Here is a 12,989-nt window from a genome sequence, read left to right on the forward strand (position 1 = left end):
AGCAAGTATAATCTAAGCCTTTATAGAATCGTTATTGTTGCTCAAATGAGTTATTAAATTATATTTATGGAAAAACAAATGCAAGAAATTATCCAAGAAAGCCTTGATTTTGCCGCAGATTTGCAAGAAAAAATCAGAACACTATTACCTATATTTCTATCAAAATGACCATATAAATAAGCCAACCATAGGAGCAATAGTGTTTTATCAGCCTTTTGGAGGAGTGAAAAAGTCTGCCATAGGTTTTGAGAGAAAAGTTGGTGTCTATAATTATATAATGCAACTTTTATTTATGGTACAGCAGATAAACACAATCCCAGTAAGTTTAATGAGCAAAGTGCGTCCCGGGACAAAAGCAGCGTATGAAACTATGCTTAAGAATCTTTAAATATTTTTTGAGGCGGTGTATTTAGCCCTTGTTTATTTTAGTTTAACTATAATTATAAGTTTTATAAAATATTGTGAAATATGGGGAGAAAAATGGCAACAGAACCAATGACAAATTATGGTTATGAAAAGCTTGTCGCAGAGCTTAAGAATCTCAAAGAGGTGGAGCGTCCGCGCATTGTGATTGAAATTGATATTGCGCGTTCTCACGGCGATTTGAAAGAAAATGCAGAATATCACGCTGCGAGGGAAAAACAAGCTTTTATTGAGGCTCGTATTAATGAGCTTGGACTTATGCTTGCAAATGCACAGGTGATTGACCCTGCAAGTTTGCCACATAATAAGGTAAGTTTTGGTTCAAGTGTGAAGATTCTCAATCTTGATACAGATAAAGAATTTGTCTATACACTTGTAGGTTCTATGGAAAGCAATCCTTCCAAAGGGCTTATTTCGGTTTCTTCGCCTATTGCCAAAGCGTTGATGGGTAAATCAAAAGGCGATGAAGTAAGTATCACATTGCCTAATGGAGAGAATGAATTTGAGATACTTGAGGTATTTTATAAAGACATTGTATTTGGGGAATAGCGATGAAGCAAGCACAAATTAAGATTAAAAAACTTCATTCGCACGCTCTCATACCAAGTTATCAAACGCCTCAAGCAGCAGGGTTTGATTTGCACGCAGTGGAAGATTGTTTCATAAAAGCTGGTGATAGAGGACTTATAAGCACAGGTTTGGCTTTTGAGATAGAATCTGGTTTTGAAGTGCAGGTGCGTCCAAGAAGCGGTTTAGCACTTCATAATGGAATAAGTGTGCTTAATACGCCCGGCACGATTGATAGCGATTATCGTGGAGAGATTAAAGTGATTCTCATCAATCATTCAAATGAGGATTTTCATATCCATAGAGGCGATAGAATCGCTCAAGCTGTGGTAAGTGAGGTAACTCAAGCAGTATTTACAGAGGTGCAGGAATTAGGGCAGAGTGTGCGAGGAGAGAGAGGGTTTGGCTCTTCTGGTATTATACACAAAGGGTATTATCAAGGTTAAGGTAAGTCATTGGTTTAAAGGAGATTCTATGAGTTTAAAAACAGATTTAAAAGATATAAAAGAAGAGTTTAATAAAGATGAGAAACTCTTGGAAAGTGCGTTTCGCTTGGAGATTTTGTGGCGTAGATACCGCAAGTATGTCATATTGCTCGTATTATGTGTATTTGGGATTGGCATAGGGTGGATTGTAAATGATTATATGGTATCTAAACGCGCACAGCAAGCGAGTTTAGCGTATGAGAAACTTGTTGAAGACGCGACAGATAAAGAGGCTTTGCAATCACTTAAAGAATCAAGTCCAGCTCTTTATGATTTGTATCGTTATAGCAATGCACACGGCGATATAGCAGTGTATGAAAGTTTAGTGGATTCACAAAATGAGTTTGTGCGTACTCTTGCGCGATATGAAGTTGCTTCTTATAAAGCAAGCGCGCTATTAGAAAAAGCAAATAATGAAGATTCTTACCAAGCTACCCTTGCCCAAAATATAGAATCTTTAGAAAAAACTACGAGTTCAAGTCTTAAGGATTTGGCAATTTTGCAAGAAGCATATCTTCTTTTTCGCGCAAATAAACCCCAAGAAGCACATCAAAAACTAATGCTTATTTCTGAAAATTCACCACTTTATAGAGAAGCTATGATGCTAAAACATTTTGCTTTGAGTGATAAGCCAGCTTCATAGGTAATAAAGCTAGTAAGGAAGGGATATTGTGATAAAGTCAAATTTGATGATAAAGAGATTCATATTTATGGCTTTTTTATGCTTGATGATAGGATTTTTTATTAATGGCTGCAGTTCCAAAAAGCATTTTGAGCCTCAAACCCTCAGCGGTAAAATACATTTTAATGGTAAATTAAGCGCAGCTATACAAAGTGTATCTAGAGAGGGTGCAGTGCTTAAAGACCATACTTTGCTCACTCTTGCACAAGGCATCACCCCTCTTTTGGTAAAAAAAGATTATAAATTCCTCACACAAAATAACAATATATTTGTATTGCAAAAACAATGTCAAGAGATTATGATAATAGAAACAAATGCAGCACAAAATACACCTAATATACATACAATCCCTTTTGATAAGTGCATACTTTCTGCAACATTTAAGGGCAATAAGCTTGCTATGGTGCTCTTAGATAATACTCTTGTGTATTATGATGCGAGTAAGCAAAAAGAGATTTTTTCTCAAAAATATCCCCCTGTGTTGGCGATAAACTCTTATCTTGCTGCGCCTAAGATAACATCTGAATATGTGATTTATCCGGATTTAGAGGGAAAGATTCTTATTTATAGCATTGCACAAAATAAAATTATCAAAGATATTCTTATCATAAGTGATAAGTTTTTTAATAATGTCATTTATTTGTATGCTAAGGATAAATACATTCTTGCTGCTACGGCTAAACGCGTAAGCGCGATTATTGACAATAAGAGCTTTAAATATGATGTGGATTTGCGTGATGTCTTATTTTTTGGTGATAAAGTATATGTTTTAAGCATTGAGGGTGAGATTTTAGAGCTTGATCATACATTGAAATTATTGCGCAAAGTGCGTTTGCCTTTTGCAGTATTAAGTGGCATTATAATCAAAAATAATACGCTTTATACACTTGAATCTGGAGGCTATCTGATAGCTCTTGACCTTAAAGATTTTGCCCCTATGATATACAAAAATAATCTTGCGAAGAAAAAAAGCCTTTTTTATAATCAAGATACCTTTTTTTATGACAAAGTGTATAAAAGGTTTGAGTAATGCTTCTTTGTGATATAGGCAATACTTTTTTACATTTTTATCATAAAGGTAGGATTTGGAAAGAAAAGCCTTATGCGCTGACGAAAAAAAAGGATAATCTTCCCATTTATTATATAAGCGTCAATGAACGCTTTGAGCGTTGTTTGCTCGCCTCTCACCCCTATTGTGTGAATGTAAATCAACATATAGGGCTACAAACGCAATATACAGGTTTGGGTGTGGATAGAAAAGCAGCGTGTAGCGCGATTGACAATGGAGTAATTATTGATGCAGGAAGCGCAATCACTGCAGATGTAATGCAAGAGGGTGTCCATATAGGCGGATATATTATGCCCGGACTTGAAGCATACAGGAGAATGTATGCTGATATTTCGCCTGTGTTAAATAGAGAGATTGAACCAAGTGTGAATCTCTCTATTTTGCCTCAAAATACTGCAGATGCTATTAGTTTTGGTGTGCTTAAAAGTATTATTTTAATGATAAAAAGCACCTCGCGCACTAAAAAGCTTTATTTTACGGGTGGTGATGGTAAGTTTTTTGCGCGTTTTTTTGAGAATGCTATTTATGATAATACCCTTGTGTTTAAAGGTATGCAAAAAGCCTTAGAAAAACAGATTTGAAAGGTATTAAGATTCTATAAACATTGTATAAGGAGGAGAAATGATAAAAGTAGCCTTACCTAAAGGGCGCATAGCACAAGAGAGTTTAGCATTATTTGAGCGATTATATGGGAGCAAGTTTGCTTTTGATGATAGAAAGCTGATTTTAGAGCATCAAGGTTTCACCTTTATGCTTGTCCGAAGCCAAGATGTGCCAACTTATGTTATTCATCAAGCTGCAGATGTGGGGATTGTAGGATTAGATGTGATTGAAGAGCAGGAGGCAGATGTAGTCAAGCTTTTGAATCTTGGCATTGGTAAATGCAAAGTTGTGGTAGGTTCGGAAGTGGGCAAAAGCCTTGATTACCGAAAGCCACAACTTAAAATTGCTACCAAAATGCCCCATATTACACGTAAGTATTTTTCTAACAAAGCCATTTCTATTGAAGCTTTAAAACTTTATGGCTCAATAGAGCTTGCACCGCTTGTGGGGTTAAGCGATGCGATTGTGGATATTGTGGAGACAGGAGCAACAATGGCACAAAACAATCTCAAAATTGATGAGGTTATTATGGAATCAAGTGCTTATTTGGTAGTAAATAAAAATAGTTTTTATGAGAAAAAAGAGCTGATTTTGGCACTCTATGAGCGACTGAAATCTACTTTAGAATCCTAAATAATAAAGGAGTCAAAATGAAAGTAGCGGTGATAACCTTGTGTCTTTGTGTAATGAGTGTGTGTGCGGGAGAATGGGTGATGTTTTCTGATGGGAAAGATACTTATATTTATTCAACTAACACGGGCGAAGTGTATGTGCGCCATAGTGTAGGGAAAAAGAATTATGAAGATATTTTTGTAAAAATGCCACGCGGTATGCAGCCTAATGAATTGCGTGATTCTAAAACACGTAGTGGTGCGTCAAGTTTGCCCTCTTTACCCACGCAAAATAACATTGAGAACGAGCGATTAAAAGATATACAATTCAATGCGCTTAAAAAATCCCAAGATATGCTTAATAGTGCCATTGATTAGCTAAGCACTAGAAGCTAAACTGCCCACCCACTCTCACACTCATATAATTTGAGAGATTTATATCATATAAAGTGATATTTTGCCCTAGCCCATATTGCACTGCTACATCAAGGAATCCTAAGAGATTTGCTCCTCCTGTAAGGATAAGCCCCTCTCCTGCATTGGAGCGAATATCTTGCATAGCTCCTAGCCTTAAATCTATGAATTTAAAATTTGCCATTACCCCACCGCCGAGAAATTGACTTTGCGGACTTTTAAGCGAGAGGGTATCGTTAGGTAAAATATCAGCATCAAAAGCAAATGTTAAAAAATTCAGCATTTCATAGCTCACTCCTGCACGCACTTGACGATGAAGCGTGAAATCTTGCACTTGATGAGTTTTATCAGTCATTTTTAGTGAGGGATTATTGATATTTTTTGCCACAAGCCCGATATGAAAGTTTTTCATTAATCGCGGTGTGTAAAGCACACCGACATCAAGCCCAAACCCATAGCCTGTAAGAATATTGTCTTTATTTATATCAAAATCTGGCACATTCCCTACGCTAAAGTTAAACTTATGAGAATAGTTCATTCCTTGGATAAATTTAGCAGCTGCGCCTATATTTATATCTCCCATAGGCGTAAAAAGTGTATGTCCATAGCCAAGTGGGACTTCTATAAGGGCTAGAGCTTGCGCATTGAGGGTATGCTTTGCAGTATCATTCATAATTGAGCCATTGAGGTCAGTTCTATTTTGGTCAAATGTAAGTGTAATATTATCGCCACTCACATTTGCCTCATAATACTTTCCTCCAAGGTCAAAAATAAGTTTGTTATTGCTAGGGTCAAGGCTCAAAGACGCATTAGAAAACGCAGAAGCAAACACGCCAAAGCCCACTGCACCGCGCCCAGAATCTACTTCTTGTATCTCAATGTTTCCTACCTTATCGCTTTCTATGCGTCTTTGCTTTTTATCCCCTGCGATTTGGAAGACAAAGCCATTTTGCGAGGATACATTCACATCATTATTCTTTAATGCCCTATCAATAACTTCAAAATCATTTAGAAGTTTATCAATTTTGGAATCTGCACCCTTTGAGAGAGTGAGCCCACCTGCTGATTCTAAAATATCTGAAGCGACATTATCAACACCTGCACCTTGAGAAATTTTCTCTAATACATCGCCAAGATTGCTCGCATCAATCCCAGCGATAATACTTCCCACTAAAGGACTGCCACCTTCAGTTGCTGCAGCTGCGAGTTTGTCTTTAAATTTATTGGCTAAATCAGTGTTGTTTTTGAGCGTTGTGGCACAATCAGCAAAAGAGTTGCAAGTTGTAGCTGTGGCATCAAGGTGTGTGAGCACTTTTGATAAATCAGCTGCCTCAATAGTGCCCGGTTTAGTAGGAGATGGAATGAGTGCATTGAGCGCACCGCCAAGCGCACCATCTATTTTTGTACCTCCAATGCTTACACTAGCCCCCCCCCCACTTAAAAGTTGCCCATTGAGTGTTTGGGGGAGATTATTGAGATTATCCACATCAATAGTTGCAACCTCTGCGAGATTTTGCTCTTTGATTTGCGCACCAAAGCTAAAGCCTACTTTGGAGCGTCTATCTGCGCCCAGCAATGCGGGATTATAATACAAGCCCCACGCAGAATCTTTAAGCGCAACTCCCGCTCCCCCCATACTCGCAGAGACTTGCCCCATAGAGCCAAACTCTAGCCCAAAGCTACTTGTGGCAATACAGAGCATTCCTAGCATAATTTTTTTCATACACACCTCATTACAAGTGATTCTCTAAAATTGCAAAATTGCATTTTTGAAAGAAAAAATCGTGCCATTTTTACACATTTTTCCTTTTTAAAGTTTAATTTTTTGCTTTTTATGTAGAATCTTGCTAAAAAAGGAACGCTTTTAGCATAGAGTTTCAAAAATGATTTAAGACTATTAAAGGCAAATGCGATGAGAGGTAAGAAAGCGCAAATAACACAAATAACGAGGATAACTTTGATTTTAAGTCTGCTTTGTGCAAATGTAGGCTTAGGAGAATCAAAAAATTACACTCCGCTGCAAAAAGCATATCAAGCGTGGTTTGAGGGAGATTTTAAGAGGGCGGTGCGTTTGTATGAAAATGCTTGTGCTAGTGATAATATGGGAGCGTGCCACGCACTTGGAACTTTGTATTTTCAAGGGAGCGGGGTAAATCAAAATTATTCTGTGAGTGCAAGTTATTATTTTAAAGCGTGTAATGGTGGCTTTGCACAATCGTGTAGCTCTTTGGGTGTACTTTATCATTATGGCTTGGGCGTGAGGCAAGATTATGAGATTGCCCTTAATTTATATCACCGCTCTTGTGAATCAGGCTATGCGCGAGGTTGTAATAATTTAGGTGTGATGTTTGAAGAGGGCTTGGGCGTGAGGAGAGATTTTAAACAAGCAGGATTGTATTATGCAGATTCTTGTTTGGCAAATGATGATAAAGCGTGCTTTAATCTTGCGGAAATGTTTATGGAAGGTAGAGGTGTTAAAAAAGATAGACAAAAAGCAATGGAGTATTATGGTTTATCGTGTGATTTTGGATTCCAAGAGGGCTGCGATGAATACAAAGCTCTAAAATTAAAGGAAAAATAATGAGAATCTTGCTTACCTTTGCCATAAGTGTAAGCTTTGCTTTTGGTGCGTGGCTTGCTGATGAGAATATGGAATATCCCGAAAGTGCAGATATGCACAAGAGAATCGCAACATATTTGCAAAATTGTGAGAATGGCTCGGCGGGAGATTGTTATTTTGTCGCACACGAATATATGAAAGGCGAAGATGGTTTGCAATGGTATGCAGAAGCTGCATATTATTATCAACTCGCTTGTAATGGCGGTGTATTAAAGGGCTGCAGCAATCTTGGAATCTTATTTGAAAATGGACTTGGCGTAAAACAAGATTATGCCACAAGTGCGCGGCTGTATAGCTATGCGTGTTCTTATGCTGAAGCTGATGGGTGCAATAATTTGGGTAAGCTCTCTGAAAAAGGGAAATTTGTCGTTAAAAACTATGCCGATGCAATGAAGCTTTATCAACGCGCGTGTGCAGGTGGAAGTAGTGCAGGGTGTATGAATCTAGGCGATATGTATGCTAAAGGCATAGGTATGATAAAAAATAGAAAGAAAGCACTTCGCTTTTATGGACAAGCGTGTGATTTTGGATTCCAAGAGGGCTGTGAGCTGTATAATCAACATACTCAATAAAGTATAAAGTTTAATGGTCGGAGTAGCGGGATTCAAACCCACGACCTCACCCACCCCAAGGGTGCGCGCTAATCAGGCTGCGCTATACTCCGATTGAGATTAATATAAATAAGGGCGACATTATAGCGAAATTTTTTAATGTGTCTAGTTTATTATTTTGGGGAATGTAATTTGCTTATCTTTTTATAGAATCTTTATAAATGAGGCAAGGAAGCACATTATGAGAAAAAATAGCAATAAAATATGGATATGGATTGCAGCCCTTATCCTCTCTTTCTCTACGCTTTATGGGCAAAAGATTAACCAAATTGCCCAAATTGTTGGCATTAGAGATAATAGCCTTGTAGGATATGGTTTAGTCATCGGGCTAAATGGGACAGGGGATAAGAGCGGTTCTAAATTTACTATGCAAAGCATTGCTAATATGCTTGAGAGCGTGAATGTCAAGCTTTCTGCAAATGATATTAAATCAAAAAATGTTGCTGCAGTAATGGTAACAGCCTCTTTACCACCTTTTGCAAGACAAGGCGATAAACTTGATATTCTTGTTTCTTCTATTGGTGATGCGAAATCTATTAATGGTGGGACACTTGTAATGACGCCTCTTACAGGCGTTGATGGCAATATTTATGCTTTAGCACAGGGAAATATCACTTTGGGCGAAAGTGGAGGCACTCTTTCTGGCAAAATTTTAGGAGGGGCAAGTGTGGAGCGCGAAATAACCTACAATCTCTACAATCAAGAAAGTGCAACTTTAAGCTTGAAATCTTCAGACTTGCAAAATGCGATTAAGATTCAACAATCTCTCAATGATGTATTTCGTGATGCGATTGCAGTAGCAGTTGATGCGCGGACGATTAAACTTAAAAAACCTGAAAATTTGAGTATGGTAGAGTTTTTGGCTTTGGTAGAAGAGGTGGAAATTGATTATTCGCGCAAAGAACGCATTGTGATTGATGAGAAATCTGGCACGATTGTGGCAGGAGTGGGGATTACTATTGACCCTGTGGTAGTAACACATGGGGATATTACAATTAAAATTTCTGATGAAATGCCTGATGACCCTGAAGCAATCAAACTTGAAGATGGCACAATGATGAGCAGAGCGCAAGGCACAATCAGTAGCACCAATGGCACAAAACCAACGGTTTCAAGTGTTGTCAAAGCATTGCAAAGAATGGGCGCAACACCACGCAATGTCATCTCAATCCTTGAGAGTATGAAAAAATCAGGTGCATTAAATGCTGATATTGAAGTAATGTAGGAGGTAAAAATGAAACTTGATACGACTATGGCAATGACAAATTATCACACAGCGCAATTTGAACAAGGTAGCATAATAAGGAAAAAACAATTTGATGAAAATACAGAAGATGCAAAACTGAGAGAACAAACAGATAATTTTGAAGCGCTATTGCTTAAAATTATGCTCCAAGATGCAATCAAAAATGATGATACGCTCTATCCCAAACAAGCAGGAAGCGATATTTATCACTCTATGTATATTGACCAATTAAGCCAAGAACTAAGCGGGAATTTTGGGTATAGCGAATTATTGTTTAATTTTTTAAAAGAGCAACAAAGCACAACTAAAATTAATGTCTCAAAGAATCTTGCACAAAGAGGACAGCAAAGTTTTTATGGAAAGTCAAAATAGCCTCATTAATCCAGAGATTCTTGCACATTTAAGTAGTGATGATAAAAGTATTTTGCTTGAATCTTTGGCTACTTTAATACAAAGTACTTATGGCACGGAGTATGAATTTAAAAAATTACAAAATGATTTTAATAGCCTCAAAGCCTTGTATGAATGGGTACTTGAGCTGCTTCCACAAGCTATTTGGGTAATAGAATCTGATGGGAGTGTATTTTATCAAAATGCAGAGGCAAGCAAACTTAATGATATGCTAGAGAGCCTTACTCATCTTGGTGAGGGAGAGCACGAAGTGGAACATCAAGGGCAATTTTATCTTTTGCAATCTAGCACAAAAGATGACAAACAGGTGATGAGTGTAACAAATATTACCAATCAAAGGCGACAAGAGCGTTTGGCTTCTATGGGACAGGTTTCTGCCCATCTTGCTCACGAGATTCGTAATCCCATAGGTTCTATATCACTCCTTACCTCTAGTCTTCTAAAACGTGGTGATACTCAACTTAAACCGCTTGTATTTGAAATAAAAAAGGCTTTGTGGCGCGTGGAACGCCTTATCAATGCAACTTTGCTTTTTACAAAAGGTGTTAATCCAAATCGTCAGCTTCATCGTATTGTGGAATTTGAAGATGCTCTTTATGAGAGTGTGGGTTATTATACTTATTCTAAAAATATTGATTTTAGGTTTGATTTGGGTGTGGATAAACAAACGCAGATTCTCGTAGATTTTGATTTAATCAGCATAGTACTACAAAATTTTCTCTCCAATGCCATTGATGCGATTGAAGAGGGGGAATGTGAAGAAGGGCTCGTGAGTGTGAGGTTTATTGATGAGGAAGCATTTTGGTGTTTTAGTTTTAGCGATAATGGACGCCCAATAGAAGATAAAAATATTCTTTATGAACCCTTTAAAACGACAAAATTAAAGGGTAATGGGCTAGGATTAGCATTGTGCCAACAAATTGTTGCAGCACATAGTGGCACGATTTATCTTGATGATTCTTTTGAGAGCAAAACCTTTTTTGTAAAACTTGCCAAAAACTAAATCTATGTTGTTATAATACTTTAAAGAGTACATAAGAGCATTTAGAGAATCCCACAAGTAAGGAAAACTATGCGCATTACAAAAATTGCTCCAGCACAACGCTTTGAGTGTGAATTTGAGAGTATTGCCACGGATAAGTCAATTTCACATCGTGCAGCTATATTTGCACTTCTATCTTCTGCACCTTGTGAAGTAGAGGGCTATCTTATGGGCGAAGATACGATTCATACTCTTGGTATTGCGCGCGAACTTGGGTTAGGAGTAGAACAAAAAGGCAGCGTATTGCGCCTTATTCCCCCGCGTAATGGTATATGTGAGCCACATAAAGTTCTTGATTGTGGTAATGCTGGAACAGGAATGCGTTTATTTGCTGGATTGCTTAGTGGGGCGAAAGGGCATTTTATCCTGACAGGCGATGAATACCTGAATGCTCGTCCTATGAAGCGCATTATTGAGCCCTTAAGTGCTATTGGCGCGTGTATCAAAGGGAGGGAAAATAATGCTTATGCACCTTTAAGCATTACAGGAGCATCACTTCAGGCTTTTGATTATAAAAGTGCTATTGCATCTGCGCAGGTAAAAAGCGCAATGATTCTTGCAGGTTTGCAAACAGCTGGGCAATCAAGATTTTACGAACCACTTTTAAGCCGTAATCACACTGAAAATATGTTAAGAGGTATGGGAGTGCATATAGAGGGAAAAGAATATGAAGATGGAAGCTATGAAGTCGTATTTAATGGATTGGGAGTATCGGATAAAAGATTAGAATCTTTTAAACTTCAAGTGCCAGCTGACCCTTCAAGTGCATTTTATTTTGCAGTAGCAGCGTGTGTGCTTGGTGCAAAAGTGAAGCTCAAAAATGTATTGCTTAATAAAACGCGCATTGAAGCTTTTAGAATATTAGAATCTATGGGGGCAAAAGTGGTTTATCATCATCTTTCCTCACTCTATGAGGAAGTAGGCGATATTGAGGTGCAAGGTGGAAGTTTAAAAGGTGTGAGGGTAGATTCTCGCATTGCGTGGCTTATTGATGAGATTCCGGCATTAAGTATATGTTTTGCTGTGGCAAAGGGAAAAAGTGAAGTGCGCAATGCCAAAGAGCTGCGCGTAAAAGAAAGCGATAGGATTCGCGCTATTGTTACAAATTTGCAGGCTATGGGCATTGAGTGTGAAGAGTTTGAAGATGGTTTTAGTGTGTATGGAGGTGAGTTAAAAAGGGCGAGAGTAGATTCTTTTGGCGATCATCGTATTGCTATGAGTTTTGCTATTGCTCAACTTACTTGTGGGGGTGAGATTAAAGATAGTGAATGTATTGATGTCTCTTTTCCACACTTTTTAGATCTTTTGTCGCAAATTACAGCTGTGGAGAATTATAATGAAGGTTAAGTTTGCAAAAAAGTATGGATTTTGTTTTGGTGTAAAAAGAGCTATTCGTATTGCCGAACGCAATCAACACGCAACAACTTTTGGTCCCTTAATACATAATAGTCGTGAAATTGAACGCTTACAAAAAGACTTTGATGTGTGCTTAAGTAGCAATTTGGAAGAAGCACAAAGTTTTAAAAATGTTATCGTGCGTACGCACGGGATTACAAAAGATGATTTACAAGCACTTAAGGAACAACATATACATATTGTTGATGCAACTTGTCCTTTTGTAACAAAACCGCAACAAATTGTTGAACACATGTCCAAAGAAGGGTATCGGATTATTATTTTTGGGGATAAGAATCACCCAGAAGTTAAAGGTGTGGCAAGTTATGGCGATGATGTAACGGTTATTGCGAATATAGATGAGCTTAAACATCTTACTTTCAAAAAAAAAGTAGCACTTGTTTCCCAAACAACAAAACAGCCGGAGGAATTTGGTAAAATTGCAGCATTTTTAACTGCGAGAGTAGATGAGTGTCGCATATTTAATACGATTTGTAGTGCTACATTTGAAAATCAATTTGCTGTTGATGAATTAAGCCGCGAGGTGGATATTATGATTATTGTTGGAGGGAAGAATTCTTCTAACACAAAACAGCTTTTTAAAATTGCTCAAAAATACTGCACAGATAGCTATTTGATAGAAGATGAAAACGAGATAGATAATACTTGGTTTATAGGAAAAAAGCTTTGTGGTATTACCGCTGGAGCTTCTACGCCTGATTGGATTATTTCACGTGTGCAGGCAAAAATAGAACAAATTTAAGAATCTTTTGTGCCTATGCGGTATTCTTAAGTTATAACAAGGTTTGT

The 12,989-nt window shown here is 37.7% G+C and carries 16 protein-coding genes and 1 tRNA gene; 15 read left to right on the forward strand and 2 right to left on the reverse strand.

The window, feature by feature from the left end:
• The first annotated feature begins 199 nt into the window (after positions 1-199).
• The 8 genes from OQH61_RS07365 to OQH61_RS07400 all read left to right on the forward strand — a co-directional run bounded on the left by OQH61_RS07365 (position 200) and on the right by OQH61_RS07400 (position 4,818).
• Positions 200-388, forward strand: a complete 189-nt coding sequence (locus tag OQH61_RS07365) for a hypothetical protein (RefSeq protein ID WP_266026744.1) — start codon at positions 200-202, stop codon at positions 386-388.
• A gap of 92 nt (positions 389-480) precedes the next feature.
• Positions 481-972: a transcription elongation factor GreA gene (greA, locus tag OQH61_RS07370; protein ID WP_266026746.1), complete on the forward strand. Its 492-nt coding sequence runs from the start codon at positions 481-483 to the stop codon at positions 970-972.
• A 2-nt stretch (positions 973-974) separates the two neighbouring features.
• Positions 975-1,436 carry a dUTP diphosphatase gene (gene dut, locus OQH61_RS07375; RefSeq protein WP_266026747.1) on the forward strand — a complete coding sequence of 154 codons (462 nt, stop codon included), beginning with the start codon at positions 975-977 and terminating at the stop codon, positions 1,434-1,436.
• A 28-nt stretch (positions 1,437-1,464) separates the two neighbouring features.
• Positions 1,465-2,118, forward strand: coding sequence for a tetratricopeptide repeat protein (locus OQH61_RS07380; protein WP_266026748.1), 654 nt, complete (start codon positions 1,465-1,467; stop codon positions 2,116-2,118).
• 28 nt (positions 2,119-2,146) lie between these two features.
• The gene (locus OQH61_RS07385) at positions 2,147-3,187 is read left to right on the forward strand and encodes a plasminogen-binding protein (RefSeq protein WP_266026749.1); all 1,041 of its coding nucleotides are present in this window, start codon (positions 2,147-2,149) and stop codon (positions 3,185-3,187) included.
• Entirely contained in the window at positions 3,187-3,807 is a 621-nt protein-coding gene (locus tag OQH61_RS07390; protein ID WP_266026750.1) for a type III pantothenate kinase, read from the forward strand. The genes OQH61_RS07385 and OQH61_RS07390 overlap by 1 nt, the downstream gene beginning before the upstream one ends.
• A 40-nt stretch (positions 3,808-3,847) precedes the next feature.
• Positions 3,848-4,462 (forward strand): ATP phosphoribosyltransferase, encoded by a 615-nt coding sequence (gene hisG / locus OQH61_RS07395; RefSeq protein ID WP_266026751.1) that lies wholly within the window; start codon positions 3,848-3,850, stop codon positions 4,460-4,462.
• Between the two features lie 17 nt (positions 4,463-4,479).
• Positions 4,480-4,818, forward strand: a complete 339-nt coding sequence (locus OQH61_RS07400) for a hypothetical protein (RefSeq protein WP_266026752.1) — start codon at positions 4,480-4,482, stop codon at positions 4,816-4,818.
• Between the two features lie 7 nt (positions 4,819-4,825).
• On the opposite strand, the gene traF is transcribed toward OQH61_RS07400, so the two are convergent.
• Positions 4,826-6,577, reverse strand: coding sequence for a conjugal transfer protein TraF (traF, locus tag OQH61_RS07405; RefSeq protein WP_266026753.1), 1,752 nt, complete (start codon positions 6,575-6,577; stop codon positions 4,826-4,828).
• Between the two features lie 189 nt (positions 6,578-6,766).
• On the opposite strand from traF, the gene OQH61_RS07410 reads away from it, so the two are divergent.
• Complete coding sequence (locus OQH61_RS07410; protein WP_266026754.1) at positions 6,767-7,435, forward strand: tetratricopeptide repeat protein; 669 nt, start codon at positions 6,767-6,769, stop codon at positions 7,433-7,435.
• Entirely contained in the window at positions 7,435-8,046 is a 612-nt protein-coding gene (locus OQH61_RS07415) for a tetratricopeptide repeat protein (RefSeq protein ID WP_266026755.1), read from the forward strand. Before OQH61_RS07410 ends, OQH61_RS07415 begins: the two co-directional genes overlap by 1 nt.
• Before the next feature lie 14 nt (positions 8,047-8,060).
• Here OQH61_RS07415 and OQH61_RS07420 read toward each other — a convergent pair.
• Positions 8,061-8,138, reverse strand: a tRNA-Pro gene (locus OQH61_RS07420).
• Positions 8,139-8,266: 128 nt separating this feature from the next.
• Here OQH61_RS07420 and OQH61_RS07425 point away from each other — a divergent pair.
• The 5 genes from OQH61_RS07425 (at position 8,267) to OQH61_RS07445 (ending at position 12,942) form a co-directional block, all read left to right on the forward strand.
• Complete coding sequence (locus OQH61_RS07425; RefSeq protein ID WP_266026756.1) at positions 8,267-9,310, forward strand: flagellar basal body P-ring protein FlgI; 1,044 nt, start codon at positions 8,267-8,269, stop codon at positions 9,308-9,310.
• 33 nt (positions 9,311-9,343) lie between these two features.
• Complete coding sequence (locus tag OQH61_RS07430) at positions 9,344-9,703, forward strand: rod-binding protein (protein ID WP_266026817.1); 360 nt, start codon at positions 9,344-9,346, stop codon at positions 9,701-9,703.
• Positions 9,687-10,745, forward strand: coding sequence for a sensor histidine kinase (locus OQH61_RS07435; protein ID WP_266026758.1), 1,059 nt, complete (start codon positions 9,687-9,689; stop codon positions 10,743-10,745). The genes OQH61_RS07430 and OQH61_RS07435 overlap by 17 nt, the downstream gene beginning before the upstream one ends.
• Before the next feature lie 69 nt (positions 10,746-10,814).
• A complete protein-coding gene (gene aroA, locus OQH61_RS07440) occupies positions 10,815-12,131 on the forward strand; it encodes a 3-phosphoshikimate 1-carboxyvinyltransferase (RefSeq protein WP_266026759.1) in 1,317 nt (438 codons plus the stop codon).
• Positions 12,121-12,942, forward strand: coding sequence for a 4-hydroxy-3-methylbut-2-enyl diphosphate reductase (locus OQH61_RS07445; RefSeq protein ID WP_266026760.1), 822 nt, complete (start codon positions 12,121-12,123; stop codon positions 12,940-12,942). The genes aroA and OQH61_RS07445 overlap by 11 nt, the downstream gene beginning before the upstream one ends.
• Positions 12,943-12,989: the final 47 nt, after the last annotated feature.

Origin of the sequence: Helicobacter sp. MIT 21-1697, assembly GCF_026241255.1 — a bacterium.
Lineage (GTDB): Bacteria > Campylobacterota > Campylobacteria > Campylobacterales > Helicobacteraceae > Helicobacter_C.

Bases quoted from the DNA above. Each gene is read 5' to 3' on its own strand.
- OQH61_RS07425 (WP_266026756.1), top strand. From the start codon at position 8,267: ATGAGAAAAAATAGCAATAAAATATGGATATGGATTGCAGCCCTTATC.
- aroA (WP_266026759.1), top strand. From the start codon at position 10,815: ATGCGCATTACAAAAATTGCTCCAGCACAACGCTTTGAGTGTGAATTT.
- hisG (WP_266026751.1), top strand. From the start codon at position 3,848: ATGATAAAAGTAGCCTTACCTAAAGGGCGCATAGCACAAGAGAGTTTA.
- dut (WP_266026747.1), top strand. From the start codon at position 975: ATGAAGCAAGCACAAATTAAGATTAAAAAACTTCATTCGCACGCTCTC.
- OQH61_RS07380 (WP_266026748.1), top strand. From the start codon at position 1,465: ATGAGTTTAAAAACAGATTTAAAAGATATAAAAGAAGAGTTTAATAAA.
- OQH61_RS07430 (WP_266026817.1), top strand. From the start codon at position 9,344: ATGACAAATTATCACACAGCGCAATTTGAACAAGGTAGCATAATAAGG.
- OQH61_RS07400 (WP_266026752.1), top strand. From the start codon at position 4,480: ATGAAAGTAGCGGTGATAACCTTGTGTCTTTGTGTAATGAGTGTGTGT.
- OQH61_RS07390 (WP_266026750.1), top strand. From the start codon at position 3,187: ATGCTTCTTTGTGATATAGGCAATACTTTTTTACATTTTTATCATAAA.
- OQH61_RS07435 (WP_266026758.1), top strand. From the start codon at position 9,687: ATGGAAAGTCAAAATAGCCTCATTAATCCAGAGATTCTTGCACATTTA.
- greA (WP_266026746.1), top strand. From the start codon at position 481: ATGGCAACAGAACCAATGACAAATTATGGTTATGAAAAGCTTGTCGCA.
- OQH61_RS07415 (WP_266026755.1), top strand. From the start codon at position 7,435: ATGAGAATCTTGCTTACCTTTGCCATAAGTGTAAGCTTTGCTTTTGGT.
- traF (WP_266026753.1), bottom strand. From the start codon at position 6,577: ATGAAAAAAATTATGCTAGGAATGCTCTGTATTGCCACAAGTAGCTTT.
- OQH61_RS07445 (WP_266026760.1), top strand. From the start codon at position 12,121: ATGAAGGTTAAGTTTGCAAAAAAGTATGGATTTTGTTTTGGTGTAAAA.
- OQH61_RS07410 (WP_266026754.1), top strand. From the start codon at position 6,767: ATGAGAGGTAAGAAAGCGCAAATAACACAAATAACGAGGATAACTTTG.